The organism is Pedobacter sp. ok626 (assembly GCF_900100435.1).
GTDB lineage: Bacteria > Bacteroidota > Bacteroidia > Sphingobacteriales > Sphingobacteriaceae > Pedobacter.
This window is the reverse complement of the sequence record NZ_FNEX01000017.1, coordinates 21129-42506: the sequence shown is the minus strand read 5'-3', so window position 1 is coordinate 42506 and position 21378 is coordinate 21129. Positions and strand designations below refer to the sequence as shown.

The 21378-nt window shown below is 39.2% G+C and carries 23 protein-coding genes; 8 read left to right on the top strand and 15 right to left on the bottom strand.

Features of this window, described 5'->3' with window-relative positions; translation table 11 throughout:
• A complete protein-coding gene (locus BLS35_RS21285; protein WP_132226039.1) occupies positions 1–1086 on the top strand; it encodes a hypothetical protein in 1086 nt (361 codons plus the stop codon).
• A gap of 152 nt (positions 1087–1238) precedes the next feature.
• Here BLS35_RS21285 and BLS35_RS21280 read toward each other — a convergent pair whose 3' ends face one another.
• From BLS35_RS21280 to pdxA, 10 genes are all read right to left on the bottom strand, one after another.
• Positions 1239–2831 (bottom strand): M28 family peptidase, encoded by a 1593-nt coding sequence (locus BLS35_RS21280; protein WP_090785300.1) that lies wholly within the window; start codon positions 2829–2831, stop codon positions 1239–1241.
• Positions 2832–2842: 11 nt separating this feature from the next.
• On the bottom strand, positions 2843–3283 hold the full coding sequence (gene rpiB, locus BLS35_RS21275) for a ribose 5-phosphate isomerase B (RefSeq protein ID WP_090785296.1): 441 nt from the start codon (positions 3281–3283) through the stop codon (positions 2843–2845).
• A gap of 36 nt (positions 3284–3319) precedes the next feature.
• Positions 3320–4213, bottom strand: coding sequence for a twin-arginine translocase subunit TatC (tatC, locus tag BLS35_RS21270; protein WP_090785292.1), 894 nt, complete (start codon positions 4211–4213; stop codon positions 3320–3322).
• Positions 4214–4295: 82 nt separating this feature from the next.
• The gene (accC, locus tag BLS35_RS21265) at positions 4296–5636 is read right to left on the bottom strand and encodes an acetyl-CoA carboxylase biotin carboxylase subunit (RefSeq protein WP_090785288.1); all 1341 of its coding nucleotides are present in this window, start codon (positions 5634–5636) and stop codon (positions 4296–4298) included.
• A 21-nt stretch (positions 5637–5657) separates the two neighbouring features.
• On the bottom strand, positions 5658–6128 hold the full coding sequence (accB, locus tag BLS35_RS21260; protein WP_090785286.1) for an acetyl-CoA carboxylase biotin carboxyl carrier protein: 471 nt from the start codon (positions 6126–6128) through the stop codon (positions 5658–5660).
• A gap of 72 nt (positions 6129–6200) precedes the next feature.
• Entirely contained in the window at positions 6201–7190 is a 990-nt protein-coding gene (locus tag BLS35_RS21255) for a beta-ketoacyl-ACP synthase III (protein WP_090785285.1), read from the bottom strand.
• Between the two features lie 11 nt (positions 7191–7201).
• A complete protein-coding gene (plsX, locus tag BLS35_RS21250) occupies positions 7202–8140 on the bottom strand; it encodes a phosphate acyltransferase PlsX (RefSeq protein ID WP_090785281.1) in 939 nt (312 codons plus the stop codon).
• Between the two features lie 99 nt (positions 8141–8239).
• The gene (rpmF, locus tag BLS35_RS21245; protein ID WP_084288924.1) at positions 8240–8431 is read right to left on the bottom strand and encodes a 50S ribosomal protein L32; all 192 of its coding nucleotides are present in this window, start codon (positions 8429–8431) and stop codon (positions 8240–8242) included.
• Between the two features lie 21 nt (positions 8432–8452).
• Positions 8453–8986, bottom strand: a complete 534-nt coding sequence (locus BLS35_RS21240; protein ID WP_090785559.1) for a YceD family protein — start codon at positions 8984–8986, stop codon at positions 8453–8455.
• Between the two features lie 59 nt (positions 8987–9045).
• A complete protein-coding gene (gene pdxA / locus BLS35_RS21235) occupies positions 9046–10125 on the bottom strand; it encodes a 4-hydroxythreonine-4-phosphate dehydrogenase PdxA (RefSeq protein WP_090785277.1) in 1080 nt (359 codons plus the stop codon).
• A gap of 99 nt (positions 10126–10224) precedes the next feature.
• On the opposite strand from pdxA, the gene rsmA reads away from it, so the two are divergent.
• The 4 genes from rsmA to BLS35_RS21215 all read left to right on the top strand — a co-directional run bounded on the left by rsmA (position 10225) and on the right by BLS35_RS21215 (position 12996).
• A complete protein-coding gene (gene rsmA / locus BLS35_RS21230) occupies positions 10225–11007 on the top strand; it encodes a 16S rRNA (adenine(1518)-N(6)/adenine(1519)-N(6))-dimethyltransferase RsmA (protein ID WP_090785274.1) in 783 nt (260 codons plus the stop codon).
• Positions 11008–11037: 30 nt separating this feature from the next.
• Positions 11038–11961 (top strand): 2-hydroxyacid dehydrogenase, encoded by a 924-nt coding sequence (locus BLS35_RS21225; RefSeq protein ID WP_090785271.1) that lies wholly within the window; start codon positions 11038–11040, stop codon positions 11959–11961.
• A gap of 158 nt (positions 11962–12119) precedes the next feature.
• Positions 12120–12593 (top strand): transcription elongation factor GreA, encoded by a 474-nt coding sequence (greA, locus tag BLS35_RS21220; RefSeq protein WP_090785267.1) that lies wholly within the window; start codon positions 12120–12122, stop codon positions 12591–12593.
• A gap of 10 nt (positions 12594–12603) precedes the next feature.
• The gene (locus BLS35_RS21215) at positions 12604–12996 is read left to right on the top strand and encodes an HIT family protein (protein WP_090785263.1); all 393 of its coding nucleotides are present in this window, start codon (positions 12604–12606) and stop codon (positions 12994–12996) included.
• Between the two features lie 63 nt (positions 12997–13059).
• Here BLS35_RS21215 and BLS35_RS21210 read toward each other — a convergent pair whose 3' ends face one another.
• Genes BLS35_RS21210 through rsgA form a run of 3 tightly spaced genes read right to left on the bottom strand, consistent with a single transcriptional unit; the run spans position 13060 to position 14764 of the window.
• Positions 13060–13386: a nucleotide pyrophosphohydrolase gene (locus BLS35_RS21210; protein WP_090785259.1), complete on the bottom strand. Its 327-nt coding sequence runs from the start codon at positions 13384–13386 to the stop codon at positions 13060–13062.
• Between the two features lies 1 nt (position 13387).
• A complete protein-coding gene (gene dtd / locus BLS35_RS21205) occupies positions 13388–13840 on the bottom strand; it encodes a D-aminoacyl-tRNA deacylase (RefSeq protein WP_090785256.1) in 453 nt (150 codons plus the stop codon).
• Positions 13841–13843: 3 nt separating this feature from the next.
• Positions 13844–14764, bottom strand: a complete 921-nt coding sequence (gene rsgA / locus BLS35_RS21200; protein WP_090785252.1) for a ribosome small subunit-dependent GTPase A — start codon at positions 14762–14764, stop codon at positions 13844–13846.
• Between the two features lie 317 nt (positions 14765–15081).
• Here rsgA and thrA point away from each other — a divergent pair, with 317 nt between their 5' ends.
• The 3 genes from thrA to thrC are packed head-to-tail and all read left to right on the top strand — an operon-like array spanning position 15082 to position 19817.
• On the top strand, positions 15082–17529 hold the full coding sequence (thrA, locus tag BLS35_RS21195) for a bifunctional aspartate kinase/homoserine dehydrogenase I (protein WP_090785249.1): 2448 nt from the start codon (positions 15082–15084) through the stop codon (positions 17527–17529).
• Between the two features lie 6 nt (positions 17530–17535).
• The gene (locus BLS35_RS21190) at positions 17536–18471 is read left to right on the top strand and encodes a homoserine kinase (RefSeq protein WP_090785247.1); all 936 of its coding nucleotides are present in this window, start codon (positions 17536–17538) and stop codon (positions 18469–18471) included.
• Positions 18472–18506: 35 nt separating this feature from the next.
• The gene (gene thrC, locus BLS35_RS21185) at positions 18507–19817 is read left to right on the top strand and encodes a threonine synthase (protein WP_090785246.1); all 1311 of its coding nucleotides are present in this window, start codon (positions 18507–18509) and stop codon (positions 19815–19817) included.
• Here thrC and BLS35_RS21180 read toward each other — a convergent pair.
• Complete coding sequence (locus tag BLS35_RS21180) at positions 19804–20238, bottom strand: META domain-containing protein (protein WP_090785245.1); 435 nt, start codon at positions 20236–20238, stop codon at positions 19804–19806. The genes thrC and BLS35_RS21180 overlap by 14 nt on opposite strands.
• 142 nt (positions 20239–20380) lie before the next feature.
• Positions 20381–21337, bottom strand: coding sequence for a methylenetetrahydrofolate reductase [NAD(P)H] (gene metF, locus BLS35_RS21175; RefSeq protein WP_090785242.1), 957 nt, complete (start codon positions 21335–21337; stop codon positions 20381–20383).
• Positions 21338–21378: the final 41 nt, after the last annotated feature.

The following is a 21378-nucleotide window of genomic DNA, read 5'->3' as shown; positions in this document are numbered from 1 at the left end:
ATGAGAAAGTTATATCATACAGGTATATTCATGATACTTTGCATAGTTGCGGTATCATGCAAGAAAGAACCAGTTGAAATTTTAACCTTGAGTAAAGCAGGCGAAGAATTTTATTTTGGTGAGAAAGTAAAAGTTTGGGCCGGAACCGAAGGTGGGGACAATACTACAGTATCCTATAAATGGAGTGCAACGGGTGGAACATTTGATGGTTGGCGTACACAAAATTTGTTCGAAAATTTATGGATAGCACCAGCTGCCATTGGTGAATACACCGTTACCGCTACAGCCAATCGCGATGGTGGTGCCAGTAGCTCAAGGACAACAAATTTAAAAGTAACCAGGTATTTCTTTGATGAGTTTCAGAGTAAATTCACATTTGATGGAAATGGCTGGGCAAACTCAGACATCACTTTTAACCAGGTTGCGGACAATGATCCGTTAAAGAGCCGTTTTGAACTTACATCTGCAACAGTTAACAAAACAGGTGTTTTCAGAAGAGATCTGAATCTTGCTGATCTAAGAATTCCACTTTCTGTACGTGCAAAATTAGGCTGGAAATCTTTCTTTAGAGCAGGTCAACCTATCATTGTTTCTCTGTTTTTTAAGCAGCCATCGGCGAATCCGAACTACCCTTTCCTGAGAGAGATCAGATGGGAGTACTATCCAACTGTTGACCCTGCAACTACGGATAGCTATCAGATTAGATACGAGACATTTACTCCTGCATCTGGGAAGTCAACGTTTAGTACTAATACTGCTGTATTGCCAGCTCCATTGCCTTTAATAAACCCTATAAAGGGTAAAAGCACACTCTTTAAATCTGGGGATAACGTAGAAAAGAGCATTGCTTTTGCTATTGATGCGAATAATGTCTTTACTACTTATGTAGATGGTGTTCAGTGGTTTTCAAGCAATGGAATTAAAGATTGGTTAGCATACTGCAAAACTACTTATCCTGGCTTTGAAGCGCCTCTTGCAAGTCGTTTCCAGGTTGCTTATCCCGGTAGAGCTAATGCTAATGAAACTGGTACCACGGGTTTTTTAAAAAGCGTTTACATTACTAATGATGGAACGATCCTTAAATAGTTATTTGGTTTAGGTTTATGTGACCGGAAAGCTTTATGCTTTCCGGCTTTTTTTATTTGTGCCCAGCGTAGGGTGATCCGCCCAAGGGAAATTGAATGCCCAATAAAAAACGGGCTGTGTTTTTGCACAGCCCGTTTCTATATTTTTATAGGTTATTTCTTTTTGGTACCATCTTCGTTCTTATCCACTACCGGGCGTTTGGCTCCATTTGCCAATTCCCATGCGGTAAAATAAACCAATTTGGCTCTTTTGGCTAACATTGGGAAATCGATTTTACTAATTTCATCTCCTGGTTGGTGATAATCGTCGTGAACTCCATTAAAATAGAAGATCACTGGTATTCCATGTTTTGCAAAGTTGTAATGATCAGAGCGATAGTAAAAACGATTAGGGTCCGTACGGTTGTTGTACCTTTCATCAAGATTTATTTTTACGTAATCTTTATTGGCTTTTTTACCGATCCGGTCCAGATCACTGCTTAACATATCCGAACCGATGATGTAAACAAAATTGTTATCTGCAGCATGTGCTGCATCGCCACGGCCAATCATGTCAATATTTAAATCGGCAATCGTGTTTTTCAATGGGAAGATTGGATATTCCGAATACCATTCAGACCCAAGCAATCCTTTTTCTTCACCCGTTACTGTCATAAATAAGATGCTTCGCTTAGGACCTTTCCCAGCTTTTTTAGCTTTAGCAAAAGCATCAGCGATCATCAATACTCCGGTAGTACCCGAGCCATCATCATCTGCGCCGTTGTTAATTTTATCGCTGCCTTTTGCATCTGGTGTAATCCCAATATGGTCGTAATGAGCCGTAATTACCAAGACCTCATTTTTTAGTTTAGGATCTGATCCTTCTAAAAAGCCAAGTACGTTCTCGGCTCTAACTTTCGTTTCAGTCTTTTTTGCGCTAGCGCTTACTACAATTTTCAACTCCTGAGATGCAGGCTTGCCATTTCCCGCAATCTGTTTCTTTACAGCTTCAATAGAGGTTTTAGCTGGTCTAAGCAGCTGATTCGCCGTCGTAGTTCCAATGTAAATAACCGGGATACTTTGAGCGCCATTCATGCGGTCAAGATTTTCCTTGGTTTTCATCACCAGTTGCTCAGCTTGCAAATAATTTTTTAAATTATCTGGCATTGCATCAATCGAAGGGTCTATTACCAGTACCGCCTGCGCTTGATTATCAGATAAATATTTGATTTTATTGTTGATATTTCCACCAGCATTCTTTGCAGTTTCGGTAGGAGAAGGGCTTCCGGATTTGAAAATCATGACAACTTTACCGGAAACATTTAAACCCTCGTAGTCATTATATCCCTCTTTTGTAAGTCCATATCCTGCAAATAATACGCTACCTGCATTAAAAGCAAAGCCCTTATTAGATACCATAGGAGGTAAGATGTAGAAATCTTTCAGTGGTTCCGCAGGCTGGCCATCTATGGTCAATACTTGCGAAAGGCCGTAGTTTACCATATCTATTGGCTGAAAATAATCTCCCTTTACAGGGCCTTTTAAGCCTAAATTTTTAAAGTGAGCCTTGATATAGTCGGCTGCCATCCAACCACCTTTTTTACCTGTTTCCCTGCCTTCATATTCATCAGAGGCTAAAACAGAAAGATGTTTATAGGCATTGTCTTTATTAATGGTTTGACTAAACCTTATGGCTTCTTTATTCTGCGCAACCGCTGTATAGCCTATTAGCAGAACAAGCGTGGTATACAAAAATTGTCTTCTCATGAGTTTGTTCTTTAGCAGGACATTTTATTAACTCTGGTTGCATGTCTACCACCTTCAAATTCAGTAGTCAAAAATGTAGTCACCATTTCTTTTGCTACTTCCTCCGAAACAAATCTTGCGGGGATACAAATGATGTTTGCATTGTTGTGCAATCTTGCCAGTTCAGCAATTTCTTTTTGCCAGCAGATTGCTGCACGGATTTGTTGATGCTTATTGGCGGTTATAGCCACCCCATTAGCACTACCACATACCAATACCCCAAATGTATAGGCTCCACCCTCTACCGCTTCGGCAACAGGATGGGCAAAATCGGGGTAATCAACAGAATCCGCTGCGTAAGTACCAAAATCTTTAACCTCATAATCATTCAAGAATGACCTAAGGAGTTCTTTGTATTCGAAACCAGCATGATCTGAGCCTATTGCAATTTTTAATTTCTTATCTGTCGACATCTTTTAAGTTTATATTGATAATAAAATAAGGGCGTTTTAATCTTTCTTTATTTTGGCTACCCCATACTGTTCTTTATTTCTTTTGCGCTCTATATTCGCTGAGATAAAGATACTTACTTCGTATAGGATAAAGAGTGGGAATGCAACTACCAGCATCGTCATCACGTCGGCTGTTGGAGTGATCACTGCGGCGATGACAAGAATGATAACCGCTGCATATCTCCTGGTTGAACGCATAAATTTAGGCGTCATGATGCCAAATTTAGACAGAATGTAAATAACTACTGGCAACTGGAAAATAAGGCCTGAACCAATCGTTAATGTTGATACAGAAGAAAGGTATGAAGTGATGGTAAACGTATTCTGTATATCCGGACTTACTGTAAAATTGGTTAAGAAGTTAACGGATAGCGGACATACAATATAATAGCCAAACAAAATTCCAATAAAGAAGAGCGAGGAAGCGAATACAACAAAATTGCTTGCTGATTTGCGCTCATTGGCATGAAGTGCCGGTCTAACGAATAACCACAATTCAAACAATATATACGGGATGCCCAATATAATGCCGACCATTACACAGGCATTAACTTGCAGGGTAAATTGTCCTGCCATTTCGGTATTGATGATCTTTGCGTCAATATGAGTGATGCAAAAGTCGGGGCCAAATAGATTTGGCCAGGTCGCTACCATTTTGCACATCATTCTGTATGTCCAGAAATCGGGGTTTTTGGGCCCCATAATCAGATCATTAAAAATAAAGTCAGAGAACCAGAAAGCCCCAATAGTGAATATGACAATTACAAGTAACGAACGTAATAGGTGCTTTCTTAATACATCTATATGGTCAAAAAAAGACATTTCTGCCTCTAAAGCTTTTCCTTTTTCTTTTATGACCTCAATCAGGTCACGTTGTTTATTATCACTCATGTAAGTTATTTGTAAAACAAAAATACCATTCTTTTATATAGAATGGTATTTACGTTTTAAATCTAGCAAATAGTTTTTGTCTTTATTCTGAAAACTCGAAAGTCTCCATAAATTTAGTCGTAAAATTACCAGCTCTAAAGTTAGGGTCTTTCATCAGTTTTAAGTGGAATGGTATCGTGGTTTTTACACCTTCGATCACAAATTCACTTAAAGCGCGCTCCATTGTACTGATCGCCTCTTCACGTGTTTGTGCAACACAGATTAGCTTAGCAATCATAGAGTCATAGTTTGAAGGAATTTGGTAACCTGCATAAACATGCGTGTCAACCCTTACACCATGACCTCCTGGAGAATGGAAATTCGTTATTTTACCCGGAGATGGTCTGAAGTTATTAAATGGATCTTCAGCATTGATACGGCACTCAATAGCGTGCATATCTGGTAAATAGTTTTTACCAGAAATTGGAACACCTGAAGCAACTTTAATCTGCTCTTTAATTAAATCGTAGTTAATTACTTCTTCCGTTACCGGATGTTCTACCTGAATACGGGTATTCATTTCCATAAAATAGAAATTGCGGTGTTTGTCTACCAAAAATTCGATAGTACCTGCGCCTTCATATTGTACCGCAATAGCTCCCTTAATTGCGGCTTCACCCATTCTTTCACGTAATTCAGGAGTCATAAATGGAGAAGGAGCTTCCTCAACCAATTTTTGATGCCTGCGTTGAATAGAGCAGTCGCGTTCAGATAAGTGACAAGCCTTACCATATTGATCACCGATAATTTGGATTTCAATATGACGCGGATCTTCAATGTATTTTTCTAAATAAAGACCGTCATTGCCAAAAGCTGCACCAGATTCTTGTCTGGCACTATCCCATGCATTTTCAAAGTCTTCATCTTTCCAAACTACACGCATTCCACGACCACCACCACCGGCAGTAGCTTTTAGAATAACAGGGTAGCCGATTTCGTTGGCAGTAACAATGCCTTCTTTTATATTATCAACCAAGCCTTGAGAACCTGGAATAGTAGGTACACCAGCTTTTTTCATCGTCTCTTTGGCCGATGCTTTATCGCCCATAGAGTTGATTTGCTCTGGAGTAGCCCCAATAAATTTAATTCCGTAATCACGGCAAACTGATGAAAATTTAGCATTTTCAGATAAGAATCCGTAACCTGGGTGTATCGCATCTGCATTAGTTAACTCAGCAGCAGATATGATATTTGGAATGCTTAAGTAAGAATCTTTACTTGGGGGAGGGCCAATACAAACGGCTTCATCGGCAAAGCGTACGTGTAAACTCTCTCTATCAGCAGTAGAGTAAACCGCTACGGTTTTGATGCCCATTTCCTTACAGGTGCGAATAATGCGTAAAGCAATTTCGCCCCTATTGGCAATTAGTATTTTTTTAAACATATTTTCTTTCCTTTTCAGGGATTAAATTGGCTCTACTAAAAATAAAGGTTGGTCGTATTCTACTGGTGATGCATTATCAACAAGTACTTTAACAACTCTACCTGAAACTTCACTTTCAATTTCATTGAAAAGTTTCATCGCTTCAATAATGCAGATTACTTTACCTGTAGAAATTTCATCACCAACATTTACAAAAGAAGGTTTGTCAGGGCTCGCAGAACGATAGAATGTACCGATCATTGGTGATTTAACAGTGATGTACTTTGAAGTATCTTCAACAGGTGCAGATGCTTTAGTTTCTGTAGGAGCAGCTACCTGTGGGGCAGCAATAGGGGCAACAGGAGCAATCTGAGCTGGTACAGTTGCCTGAACAAAAGTAGGAGCTTGATTGGTTTTAATAGTGATTTTGAAGTCTTCCTGCTCAATAGCCACTTCGTTTACGCCCGAACGAGAAACAAATTTAATAAGTTCCTGAATTTGTTTAATATCCATTTTTTAGGTGTTATTTAGAAAAAATAGTACGTCTTTAGAACTATCTAAGTTAAGATTAATTATTTTATAAAATTAGTAGGCCCATTTTAAATAAACAGAACCCCAGGTAAAACCTCCTCCAAAAGCAGCCAATATTACATTATCGCCTTTTTTAAGTTGACTTTCCCATTCCCATAAACATAAGGGGATAGTGCCATTTGTCGTATTTCCGTAACGTTGTATGTTGATCATTACTTTCTCAGCACCCACACCCATTCTTGATGCAGTAGCATCAATGATACGTTTGTTGGCCTGATGTGGTACCAACCAGGTTACATCGTCTGAAGTCAATTGATTGCGATCCATGATATCAGCAGCAACATCAGCCATATTAGTCACAGCAAACTTGAATACCGCTTGCCCTTCCTGATAAACAACATGTTCGTTGTTATCTATCGTTTCATGTGTTGCCGGTCTTGCAGAACCACCAGCTTTTTGATGTAAATATTGTTTTCCTGAACCGTCGCTTCTTAAAATAGAATCCATTATACCCAAACCTTCTTCATTCGGTTCAAGGAGAACGGCGCCGCAACCATCACCAAAAATGATGCAAGTTGTACGATCTTGGTAATTGATGATTGATGACATTTTATCGCCACCAACAACCAGAACTTTTTTATGTTTACCGGATTCGATGAATTGAGCACCCGTCGACAAGCCGTAAATGAAGCCCGAACAAGCAGCTTGAAGATCATATCCCCAAGCATTTTTTGCACCAATTTTATCTGCTAAAATGTTAGCCGATGCCGGAAAAGGCATGTCTGGAGTTGTGGTACAGAAAATGATCAGTTCGATTTCCTCAGCACTAATCCCACGTTTTTCAAGTAATCCATTTACAGCATGGACTGCCATGTCTGATGTACCTAAACCTTCACCTTTTAATATTCTTCGCTCTTTGATACCTGTTCTGGACGTAATCCATTCATCGGTAGTGTCTACAATTGATTCAAGCTCTTTATTGGTCATTACGTAATCGGGTACATAACCATGAACAGCTGTAATCGCAGCGTGAATTTTACTCATTTTTTTAATAATTATTTAAATGCGGCTTGTATTTTTCCAACCAAGCCGGTTGTAATCATGTCCCTGGATTGCAGGATCATGTTTTTAACAGCCAATGGACTCGAAATGCCATGACCAATTACTACAGGAGCATTTACACCTAAAACAGGACTACCTCCATAATTCTCATAATTAAAGCGGTCAAAGAATTCATCTTTTAACCCTCTTTTCTTAGTAAGTACATAGAAAGACTCAGCAAGTTTAAGCATTACATTTCCTGTAAAACCATCGCAAACAATTACGTCGGCTTTATCGTTAAACAAATCCCTTCCTTCCACATTACCCACAAAATTGAAGAGATTGGTATCCTTCATTAAAGGGAATGTAGCAAGACTTAGCATATCGCCTTTTTCATCTTCCTCGCCAATATTCATCAGTGCAACTTTTGGTTTTTCAATTTGCATTACATGTTCCGCATACAAACTTCCAAGCACACCGAATTGAAGTAAGGTATCCGGCTTACAGTCGGCATTAGCGCCAACATCAAGCATTAGCCCAAGACCCCCACTCAGTTTAGGAAGAAAAGTAGTTAAACATGGTCTAATAATACCGGGGATTGTTTTTACGCTAAAAACAGCGCCAACAAGCATTGCACCAGAATTACCTGCACTAGCAAATGAATCAAGTTTACCTTCTTTAAGTAAATTGAAACCAATAGATATGCTGGAATTTGGCTTTTGAACAATAGCCTTAGTGGGATGTTCGCCCATACCAATCACCTCTTCGGTATGAATATACTCAAAGTGATCCGGATTAAAACCGCTTTCAGTTAGGATGGGCTTAATTTGCTGGGTATCTCCAATAAGCACTATGTGCTCATCCGAAGATAACAAGGGATGAGCAGCTATTGCTCCTAAAACATTTGCTTTAGGAGCATAGTCTCCGCCCATTATATCGAGACCTATTCTCATAGTAAAAAATCAGTTTGTGTACGAGGCAAAATCGCCTTTTTTTAAAGGCTCTAAGTTAAACTTTAGTGCACTTAAAACACAAACTATTTTTCAAGAAAATTAACCTATTGAGGTGTTTTCAATAACCAATTTACCGTTGTAGTACAAGTTACCATCAACGTTGTAAGCGCGGTGAGGAATGTGTATCGCACCTGTTGTCTGACAAGTAGCTAAAGAAGGAGCTTCTGCTTTGTAGTGAGTTCTTCTCTTATCTCTTCTACTCTTAGAAATCTTGCGTTTTGGATGTGCCATTGTTGATTTATTTAAATATTATTATTTTAATTTCTTTAATGCTGCCCACCTTGGGTCATCACTTTGTTGTTGTTCTTCTTCTTGTGATCCTACTGCTAAACTTTCCAGTCTTGCAATCATCTCCTGGTCGCATTTCTGACCGTCACCATTCTCTTCACAAATCTTAATATAAGGTACCGATACTGTGATGAATTCGTAAATCAGTTCCGAGATATCAAGCTCACTCTCTTTTCTACTTAAGGTGATGATCTCCAGATCATCGCTTTCTAATTCATCTTCAGCAAATTTTACAATCTGCCTTTCCTGTACGCTTATTGGTGCCTCAAACTCGGCCAAACATTTGTCGCAATCTAATACTATTGTTCCTTTTATACGGAACTGCAGCAATAGCATGGTCTCTTGTTTGTCAAGCTCAACTTCTGCTTTTAAGTTTCCTTTTTTTACTAAAGAGTATTCAAAAGCTTCAAAAAAACTGTTATCGACCTCAAAATCAAACTGATGCTTGCCAATTTTTAAGCCTGTAAATGGGATTGAAAATTGTTTTAATGGTTTCAATTGTAACAAAATTTTAGCCCGCAAATGTAGAGATTATTTTCAATGGTTGCAAATCTTTTTTAATTCGCGTCATCTTTCATATCTGCGGCAGTTTCAATTACTTTCCCTCCCGTTCTTAATTGATTGCTTAATAAAGCCTCCTGTTCTCTCCTGTTCTTCACAATATGTGTAGCTGCAAAGATAGCTTCAATGAATGAAGAAGGATCTGCCAGGTTTTTTCCAGCAATATCATATCCGGTACCATGATCCGGTGAAGTACGTACTATTTTTAAACCAGCAGAGAAATTCACACCCGTGCCAAAAGCAATGGTTTTAAAAGGAATCAAGCCCTGGTCGTGGTACATGGCCAGTATAGCATCAAACTGCTTGTGACTGCCATTTCCGAAGAAACCATCAGCAGGATAGGGGCCAAAACAAATCACGCCCTTATCAAAGGCTTCTTGGATGGCCGGCATGATAATTTGTTCTTCTTCTTTACCCAATAAACCATTATCGCCAGCATGTGGGTTTAATCCCAATACAGCGATTTTTGGTTTTTCAATCCAGAAATCTTTTTTAAGACTCTCGTTCATCAAAACCAATTTCTTAACAATCTTTTCTTTGGTGATGCTTTGCGCGATAGCTGAAACAGGGATGTGCCCCGTAACAACCCCTACACGAATGTCTTCACTAATCATAAACATCAATACATCTGTACTGTTGCTCTGTTCCTGTAAGTATTCTGTATGTCCAGGGAATTGAAAGGTTTCCGATTGGATGTTGTGTTTGTTAATCGGCGCAGTAACCAATGCATCAATTTCTCCTTTTATCAAAGCATCTGTAGCCTTTTGAAGAGATATTAGTGCATATTTTCCGCCAATCTCGTTAGAAACGCCTAAATCTATTTTTACGTCTTCTTCCCAGCAATTGATCAGGTTTGCCTTTTTCGGATTAGCCGAAGCAGGGTCGTTGATCACATTAAATGCAAAATCTGTTAATCCTAATGCTTTTCTATGATAAGAAGCAACTTTAGTATGTCCGTAAACTATTGGAGTGCAGTAGTCAAGAATGCTATTGTTCGATAAAGTTTTTAAGATTACTTCTAATCCAATCCCGTTTATATCGCCAATACTTATTCCAATTTTAATTTTATTGCTCATGCCTGAATAGAAATTTGGTGCAAATTACAGATTTTCACCTTAATGTTAGCCGGATACTAGTAAAACTTTACTTATTTTGCAGCTTTTAAGGGAGAATATATGAGTTTGGTGAAGGCAAAAAAACATTTAGGGCAACATTTTTTAACGGATAAAAATATCGCAGCAAAAATTGTAAACGGCCTTGTTCATACTGACAAATACAAACAGGTGCTTGAAGTTGGACCTGGTATGGGCATCCTATCTGATTTATTGTTGGAGCGTACGGATCTCGAAACTTACCTGATAGATATTGATGTTGAATCCTATCATTTTTTAAACCAAAAATACCCGCAGTTGGGCAACAGGCTTATCAATGGAGATTTTCTAAAGCTTGATCTTTCCGAAATATTTAAAGAGAAGTATGCCATCATCGGTAACTTTCCTTACAACATATCTTCACAAATCCTGTTTAAGATTCTTGAAAATAGAGATAGTGTGGTCGAAATGGTGGGTATGTTTCAAAAGGAAGTGGCAGAACGTTGTGCTTCAAAATCGGGTACAAAAGATTATGGGATACTAAGTGTGCTAATTCAGGCTTATTATGATATAGAGTACTTATTTAGTGTTAAGCCTGGTACATTTAATCCGCCACCAAAAGTAAATTCTGGGGTAATCAGACTGAGTAGAAACAATGTTGAAACGCTTCCTTGTGATGAGAAGTTATTTTGGCGCACAGTAAAGGCTGGTTTCAATCAGAGGAGAAAAACCCTGAGGAACTCGCTTTCTGGGGTAATTCCTAAAGACAAGATGGATATACATCCATTTTTTGATAAACGGGCAGAGCAGTTAAGCGTGGCCGATTTCATCGAATTAACCTCACACTTGTCGGAGCTTTCAAAATAATACACCCCATAACGCAAGCTATTACAACGCATGAAAGGAAAAATATTAATTGTTGATGACCTGCATCCTGCATTTAAAGAAAGTGCAACTACATTGGGTTATGAAGTACACGATAAACCTTTAATCACCAGACCTGAAACATTGGCTGTTATTGGAGATTACGTTGGGATTGCGGTACGTACAAAGTTTCTGATTGATAAAGAATTGATGGAAGCTGCGCCGAATCTCAAGTTTATTGCAAGGGCAGGAGCTGGGCTGGATAACATCGATGAACTATTCGCAAAGCAAAGGAATATAATGCTGTTAAATGCCCCTGAAGGGAATATGGATGCCGTTGGTGAGCATGCGACAGGATTGCTGTTAAGTCTGATGAATAACTTCAGAAATGCTGATACAGAAGTGCGCAATGGTATCTGGGACCGAGAAGGGAATCGTGGTTATGAGTTAAAGGGGCGTACAGTAGGCATCATTGGTTATGGTTTTATGGGCAAAAGTTTTGCTAAAAAGCTTTCAGGATTTGATGTGAATGTAATCGCTTACGATAAATATAAAACAGGTTTTACTGATGCATATGCCAGAGAGGTAAGTATGGAAGAGATTGTGAAGCATAGCGATGTGCTGAGTCTTCATATTCCCCTCACTCCCGAAACCAGACAGCTGGTTAATGAGGAATACTTACTTCATTTCCGTAAACCTATATTTTTTATCAATACGGCCAGGGGGGAAATCGTGAATACTAAAGCCGTTTTATCGGCTATTAAAAATAACAAAATAATCGCTGCGGGATTGGATGTGCTTGAAGTAGAGAAGTTTCCGGCGCTGGCGGCCCAGGATTGGTTTAATGACCTTAAGTCGTCGGGTAAAGTGATCTTAACGCCTCATGTTGGAGGTTGGACATTTGAGTCCTATCGTAAGATATCTGAAGTGTTGGCCGAAAAGTTGAGTTCTTTTTAACAGATTTATTTCATCATTCCTGCATCATTTAAGCTCAAAAATTTGTTTTTGTGCTATTACCCTATTATCTTCGTTTTAATTGAAGCAAGACTATGTAGGCTTAAAAGCCGATGTAGTCTTGTTTGTTTTTTAGAGGATTTACAATAAATAAACGAGCTATGACAGAGGTAACGTATTATACCCAAGATGGTTTAGATAAACTCAAAGAAGAGTTACAGTATTTAAAAACTACCGGGAGGCAATTGATATCAAAGGCAATTGCTGAAGCAAGAGATAAAGGTGATCTTTCTGAGAATGCCGAATATGATGCAGCTAAGGAAGCACAGGGCCTACATGAAGCAAAAATCTCCAAGTTACAGGGCACACTATCAACTGCAAGGTTGATTGATGAGTCTAAATTAGATACATCTAAAGTGCTTGCACTTTCTATCGTAAAGATAAAGAACGTTAAAAATGGCGCAACGATGTCTTACCAATTGGTTGCAGAATCAGAAGCGGATCTTAAAACGGGAAAGATCTCTGTGAAATCTCCAATTGCTAAAGGTCTATTGGGTAAATCTGTAGGTGATACCACCGAGATTGAAGTGCCTGCAGGTAAAATGGAATTCGAAATATTAGAGATCAGCAGATAAAATTAAAAATATGGCAAGCATCTTTTCAAAAATCGTAAATGGTGAAATTCCAGCACATATTGTTGCAGAGACCACCGAGTTCCTCGCATTTCTGGATGTGAATCCGTTGGTGATGGGACATGTATTGGTTATCCCTAAAAAAGAGATAGATTACATTTTTGATATGGATGAAGAAAGTTATTTCGGATTAACCCTATTTGCTAAAATAGTAGCTACAGGACTAAAAGAGGCTTTCCCATGTAAAAAGGTTGGCGTTGCTGTTATCGGATTAGAAGTGCCGCATGTGCATATTCATTTGATTCCGATGAACCACGTAAACGATATGAATTTCAGTAAGGAAAAATTGAAACCAACGCAGGAAGAACTGGCAGAAGCTGCAGCCAAAATTAAAGCGACATTGTAGTATTCTACCTGTTAGGTATAAAAAACGGAGCTAATTTATCTTAACTCCGTTTTTTTATACATTCTATTTTAGTTTCTCATTGTTCTTATGTCTATCTGCATCTCTGATGCTCTTTTTTATCAGATTCTTTTCCATTGCAGCTGTCAGGTCAATTCCAGTTTGATTGGCCAGACAGATCAATACGAATAAAACATCAGCCATTTCATCGCCCAGATCTACCGCCTCATCGCTTTTTTTGAAAGACTGTTCACCATATTTGCGCGACATGATTCGTGCCACTTCACCAACCTCCTCCATTAAAATGGCGGTATTGGTCAGTTCATTAAAATAACGGATGCCAGTTGTTTTGATCCACTGGTCTACCGTTTCCTGTGCCTCTGCTATGGTCATATTATTCTTTGTTTTTTGTATCGATCGCAATCGTTACCGGTCCATCATTTGCCAGGCTGATCTTCATATCCGCACCAAATATTCCGGTTTGTATTTCTTTGTTCAATAGTAAGGATAGTTGTTTAATCATGGCTTCATAAAGAGGAATTGCCTTATCTGGCCGAGCTGCGCGTGTAAAACCGGGCCTATTGCCTTTTTTAGTTGAGGCGAACAGCGTAAACTGGCTGATCAGCAAAATATTCCCATCAACGTCAGTCAAAGCCTTATTCATCAGGCCTTCCTCATCGCCGAACACCCTCATGTTCACTATTTTTCCAGCAAGCCATTCCAAATCCTCACAGGTATCCGCATCCTCAATACCAAGCAAAACTAAAAAGCCAAGCTCAATACTACCAGTGGTGTTTCCCTCTACAACACAACTTGCAGCCGTAACTCTCTGTATAACCGCTCTCATGATTTAAGCCCTGGTTTCATTTCCATGGAAGATACTCAGGTAACTCTCATATCTGCTCAACTCAATTTCACCATCTTCTACTGCTTTAATGACGGCACAACCAGGTTCGTTGACATGACGACAGTTGTTGAAACGGCATTTATTCATCAAAGCTCTCATTTCCCTGAAATAGTGTCCCAGTTCTTCGGGTTTGATGTCGTAGATGCCCAGTTCGCGTATTCCGGGAGTATCTATAAGGTACCCGCCGAATGGTAAGGTGTGCATTTCAGCAAAAGTAGTGGTGTGTTGTCCCTTATCACTTGCTTCAGATATTTCACCGGTTTTGATACTTCGGCCAGGTAATAAAGCATTGATTAAGCTAGATTTTCCTACACCCGAATGACCGGAAAATAAGGTCGTCTTGTCTTTTAATAGACTTTCAATCAATGGAATATTGGTGCCTTCAAGTGCCGAAACAGTATAACATGGATAGCCAATGTGCTCGTAAATGGCTTTGTATTCTTCTAAAATTGCCAACCCATCTTCATTAAACAGATCAAGTTTGTTAAAAATTAGTACCGCAGGAATATCATACGCTTCAGCCGTAGCTAAAAAGCGGTCTATAAATCCCAATGAGGTACGGGGTGATGCCAGTGTAACTACCAAAAATGCCTGATCAAGGTTTGCCGCAATGATTTGCGCCTGCTTAGATAAGTTGATGGATTTACGAATGATATAATTTCGTCTGTCGTACAGCTTGTTAATCACGCCATTCTCTGAATTGGGTTCCAATTCAAATTCCACTTGATCACCTACAGCAATAGGATTGGTGGTTTGGATACCCTGTATCCTGAACTTGCCTTTTATCCGGCAGTCGTAATCAAGCCCATTTTCGGCATGTACCTGATACCAGCTTCCTGTTGATTTTATTACTAATCCTTGCATATAATGCGTAAAGGTAAGAAAATGTTGCATTTGTTGAGTTCAGATCTGCTTGAATAGATAATGCCTACTAAATCGATCTATTAATAATTTATTTTTATAAACATTTGCTAATTAGAAAAATATAACTTTACTTTACTGCCAGTTACAAGATAGTGTAAGAAATACAATGTATAACAATTCAACCATTACTACGATTACCACAACCACCGGCATAGCACGGAGGAAGGTAAGCTAGTGGGCTGAAAATGAAAATATAACAACCACAAAAAAGCGCCTTCCTCTAACAGGGGAAGGCGCTTTTTTTTTAACCAACAACTATGAATATTTTAAAATTTGGAGGTACATCTGTCGGGTCAGCGCAAAGCATTAGCGCCCTTATGGATATACTCAAGAAAGAAAAGGGAGATGAAAACCCAATTGTTGTTCTTTCTGCAATGGGTGGAGTAACCAACACCCTATTACTTATGGCAGAAAATGCGAGAAGCGGTGCGGATTATGCTGATCAACTTAAAGCTGTAGAAGCTAAACATTTCGAAGTGATTCGTGCATTGCTTCCGGCAGGAGCCCAAAACCCAGTATTGACCAAACTGAAGATCTATTTTAACGAATTGGAAGACATTCTACAATCGGTATATACCCTTCGTGAGTTGAGTCTGCAAACCAAAGATCTGATCCTTAGCTACGGTGAGCGATGTTCAAATGTAATGGTGAGCCATATCGCACGTCAGTATTTCGCCAATTCACTTTATGTAGATGGTGCTGAACTGATTAAAACAGATAGCAATTTCGGACAAGCGAAAGTTAACACCCAGCTTACCGAAACATTGATCAGAGATTTCTATGAATCCAATAAAGATAAATTGCTTTTTGTTACCGGATTTATTTCCAGTAACCAGGATGGACGGATCACTACATTAGGTCGTGGTGGTAGCGACTATACTGCTGCCATTTGGGGAGCAGCTTTAAATGCAGAGGAAATTCAAATATGGACAGATGTGGACGGGATGCTTACCGCCGATCCGAGAATTGTTAAAAAAGCGTTTTCATTACCTGAATTAAGTTATATTGAAGCAATGGAGCTTTCTTACTTCGGTGCAAAGGTGATTTATCCGCCAACCATGACTCCGGCATTTTTAAAGAAAATACCAATTGTAATTAAAAACACTTTCAATGTAGATTTTCCAGGTACTTATATCAAACATGGCGCGCAAGCCTCTAGTTTGCCCATAAAAGGAATCTCTTCTATTGATGAAATCAGCATTTTAAATCTCTCAGGAAGTGGGATGGTAGGCAAGGCTGGATTTAGCGGAAGATTGTTTTCTCTTTTATCCAGAGAACAAGTAAACGTGGTGCTCATCACACAATCCTCATCAGAGCATAGTATCACTTTTGCCGTTAAACCTACAGATGCTTTAAAAGCATTGGCATTGATCAGCAAGGAGTTTGAACTGGAGCTGCAGGCCCGTAAACTCGAATACCCTGAGGTAGAAAACGGACTTTCAATCTTGGCTATTGTGGGCGAAAACATGAAACGTACACCTGGAATTTCAGGAAGGTTGTTTAATGCTCTAGGCAGAAATGGTGTAAACATCAGAGCTATTGCACAAGGTTCTTCAGAGTACAATATTTCCGTAATTCTGTCAAGAGCAGATTTATCTAAAGCAGTAAATGCTGTTCATGACGCCTTCTATTCGGACCTTAAAAAGACATTGAATATATTTTGCCTGGGTACTGGTAATATCGGAAAAACTTTATTCCAGCAATTGCAAAACCAAATGCCTTTCCTGGCGAAAAACAATGATCTTCAGGTAAAAGTCATGGGAGTGAGTAATACCCGTAAAATGTATTTAAACCCAGAAGGTATAGATTTAACTACCTGGGAAAGTGTGTTGGAAGAACAGGGTGAAAAAGCAGATTTGGGCGATTTTATCAAGCAAATGAAAGATATGAATCTGGCCAATTGCGTGTTTGTAGATAATACAGCTAGTCATAATCCTATTCAGTTTTATTTGGATGTGTTGCAATCCAGCATCTCAGTAGTTACCTGCAATAAGATCGGGAACTCGGCTGAGTATGATCAATACGTTGCTTTTAAAGAAGCTGCGAGAAAACATGGTGTAGATTTTTATTACGAAACTAACGTGGGTGCTGGTCTGCCAATTATCCGCACCCTAAAAGATTTAATGCTGAGCGGCGATAGGATTGCCAGTATCGAAGCCATCCTATCGGGAACAATATCTTACATCTTTAATAACTTTAAAGGCGACAGGTTATTTCACGAGGTGGTGAAGGAGGCGCAGGATTTAGGCTATACAGAACCTGATCCTAGAGACGACTTAAACGGTAAAGATTTTATGCGCAAAATGTTAATCCTTGCCCGTGATGCTGGATATGCATTGGAGGAAAAGGATGTTGCGATAGAGAGCATGCTTCCGGCCGATTGTTTAGCCGCCAGTAGCGTAGCTGATTTCTATCAGGAAATGGAAAAGAATGCCACACATTTTGAAAATCTAAAGCAGGAAGCTGCAAAAGGCAATAAGGTATTAAGATATATAGGTAAACTGGAAGACGGTAAGGTATCTATAACCCTTCAAATGGTTGATGATGCGCACCCTTTCTATATGCTTTCGGGTAGTGATAACATCATTTCTTTCACTACTGATCGATACAAAGAACGCCCATTGGTAGTTAAAGGTCCTGGTGCAGGTGCTGAAGTAACAGCAGCCGGAGTATTTGCAGACATTATAAACGTGGGTAAAAGATAATAGGTTATGAGAAAATCAGTAAAAGTTTTTGCCCCGGCAACTGTGGCGAATGTAGTATGTGGGTTTGATGTCCTTGGTTTCGCAGTAAATGAGCCAGGTGATGAGGTGATCATGCGTTTGACAGATAAACCGGGAGTGTCTCTTTTAAAAATTACCGGTGATGAAGGCCGTTTACCTTTAAATCCTGATAAGAATACAGTTAGTGCGATTGCAAAGCAATACCTGGAGCATATTGGTAGGCCCGATGCAGGTATCGAGATAGAGCTGCATAAAAAGATGCCAATAGGTAGTGGATTGGGCTCAAGTTCGGCCAGTACGGTTGCCGGTCTTTTTGCCATCAATACTTTGTTTGATAATCAGTTGACAAATAGAGAGCTTGTTCCTTTTGCGATGAAAGGGGAGGAACTAGCTTGTGGATACGGACATGCTGATAATGTGGCTCCGGCCTTATTGGGTGGTTTTGTGCTGATCAGAAGTTATAGTCCGCTAGATATCATTAGCCTGCCTTTTCCGCAGGATTTGCATGCAGCAATTGTATATCCTGAGGTAGATGTGCCCACTAAAGATGCACGTCAGATGATTCGCTCTAAAGTATATTTAAAAGATGCAGTAACGCAATGGGGTAATGTTGCCGGATTGGTAAGTGGATTATTTATGAATGATTACGACCTGATTGGGCGTAGTATGACGGATATTTTGGTTGAGCCAACTCGTTCTATTCTGATTCCTGATTTCGAAAGGCTTAGGGAATTGGCTATGGAAAGTGGAGCTATTGGCTTTGGTATTTCTGGCTCGGGACCATCTGTGTTTGCACTTACTAAAGATGCAGAAACAGCGAATCGGATTACTCAGAAATTACAACATCATCTAAAAAATATTGCCATTAATAGCCTGGCTTTTGTTTCCGAAGTAAATAAGAGAGGCCCGGTTATTTTAGACTAATAATAAAAGCGTCATGCTATAAACGACTAAACAAAATGAAATTATACAGTACCAACAACCATAACCTAAGCGTTGATTTTCCTACCGCGGTATTCAATAGCATGCCTACAGATAAAGGTCTGTACATGCCTGTGCATATTCCGCAATTGGATCAGGAATTTATCGACACAATTGATCAGTTCACTTTACCTGAAATTGCTTTTAAAGTAGCTTCAACTTTATTGCAAGATGCTATCCCAGCCAAAGACCTCAAGAGCATCATTGATGACGCTATTAATTTTGATGCCCCGGTAGTAAAACTGGCCGACAATGAATATGTTCTAGAGCTTTTTCATGGCCCGTCATTAGCCTTTAAAGATTTTGGCGCAAGATTTATGAGCCGGATCATGGCTTACTTTTTAGAAGATAACGAGAAAACCCTTGATGTATTAGTTGCTACTTCTGGCGATACCGGTGGTGCCGTAGCCTTAGGATTCTTAGGAGTGCCAAACACCCGGGTAACCATCCTCTATCCTAAAGGAAAGGTTAGCGATATACAAGAATTACAACTTTGTACCAATGGCCAGAATATACATGCTGTTGAAGTAGATGGTACGTTTGACGATTGCCAGGCGCTAGTTAAGCAAGCTTTTGCTGATGATGAACTCAATAGCAAGTTCCGTCTTACTTCTGCAAATTCCATTAACATTTCGAGGTTGATACCACAAACATTCTATTATTTCAATGCCTATGCGCAATTAAAAAAGAAAGGTAAAAAGGATGTCGTATTTGTAGTGCCAAGCGGAAATTTTGGGAATATAGCTGCTGGCTTATTAGCTTATAAAATGGGCTTGCCTGTAAAACAATTTATAGCAGCAACAAATGTGAATGATACTGTTCCCCGTTTTCTGGAAACAGGTGTATATGAAACCCGTCCTTCGGTTCAAACTTATGCTAATGCCATGGATGTTGGTGCCCCAAGTAACTGGGTGAGAATTATGGATATGTTCCACAATGATAAGGCTAACCTGCAGCAAATATTGAAAAGCTATCGGTATACGGATGAAGAAACATTGGAAGGAATGAAAGCTATATACAGTAATTTCGGTTACATCGCTTGTCCACACACTGCAATAGCCTGGAAGGCTTTACAGGAATATAGAAAAGAAACCGATAATAAAGATTTTGCAGGCGTTTTCCTATCTACCGCACATGCCTGTAAGTTTCCAGATGTTTTTCCTGAAGAGATGAAAGCTAAAATTGAAATTCCGGAACAAGTAAAAAGTTTGGCTGCAAAACAAAAACATGCTACAGCTATGGACACTGCTTTTGAATCTTTTAAAAATTACCTAACTACTTCTTACTAAAACGCATAATAGCAATATCACCCATCATAAAATTCAGGGTACTATCGCTGGTTATCGTATAATTACTTGCTTTTTTAAGCATTTCTACAAAAGTGGTCTCTCCCTCGCCGGGGCAGGCCATTTTTGTCATCATAAATGGTTTTGTGAAGTTAATCGTCGAATCGTCTGCAATCAGTTGTCCAGAGAAAGAGTTACAACTGGTGTTTCCACTAAATCTTTTCTCAGCAATGTCAAACTTAATGATTGGTTTTTTGCCTGGATACAGCCCATTGAACGCTATTCTTGGTCCTGATATATAATTCAGCTCCCAGGTTCCACCCAATTGAGATAATCCACCATTGCCTATAGTTCCGGGTTTCATGGTCGTGCAAGACACTAAAGAACTTGCAATAACCACTGTAAATAGCATCAGCCTTTTCATATAAAATTAAGTTTAAGTTATTGAATATACAAAGAGTATTCCAAAAAACAGGAAAGGCTTTTTTATCGGTTCCAACTATGCTGTCATCCTGAGTTGGTCCAGAAACTCAGGATGATAGTTTGCACTGTTAGTTGGATAGGATTTAAAAAATTGCGCGGGCAATTCTTTTTGTAGGCTCCGGATTCCCCATTGTGTAGAAATGCAATACCGGTGCACCCATTGCTTTAAGCTCATTGCATTGGTTGATCATCCACTCAATACCCACTTCTTTTACCTCTTTTTCGGACTTGCAAGCTTGTACAGCTTCACTCAATTCCAAAGGAATATCGAGGTGGAATATTTTAGGTAAACTAATTAATTGTTTACTACTGGTAATTGGCTTTAACCCCGGAATGATGGGGACATTAATCCCGTTAGCCCTGCATTTATCAACAAATTCCTGATATTTTTTATTGTCGAAGAACATCTGAGTTACGATAAAATCAGCACCAGTGTCTACTTTATGTTTCAGCCATTTGAAGTCTGTGTCCAGGTTAGGCGATTCAAAATGTTTTTCAGGATAGCCAGCAACACCGATACAGAAATCGGTTTTTTCGGCACTTTCCATATCGTCGTGCAAGTATTTACCCTTGTTCATGTCTGCTACATGTTGCAATAGTTCTGAAGCATAGGCATGGCCATTCGGTGTAGGAATAAAGCCATTATCGCTTTTACGCGCATCACCTCTTAATACCAATACGTTGTCGATACCCAAAAATTGAAGATCAATCAAAGCATTTTCTGTTTCATCTTTGGTAAAACCACCACAAATTAAATGAGGCACAGCATCAACCTTATATTTATTCATAATGGCCGCGCAGGTCGCCACTGTACTTGGACGTTTGCGGTAAGCTACTTTTTCCAATAAGCCATTTGCATGTTGTTTATAAATATAATCTTCGCGTAGATAAGTTACATCAATAAATGGCGGATTAAATTCCATTAAAGGATCTATAGCGTCAAATATTCCTTTGATACTTTGTCCTTTGATAGGCGGTAATAATTCAAATGAGAACAAGGTTTTACCCTTTGCATTATTTATATGATCTATAATTTTCATTAGTTCTAATTTTGGTTTTTTTGGGTTTGTGTTCAATAAAG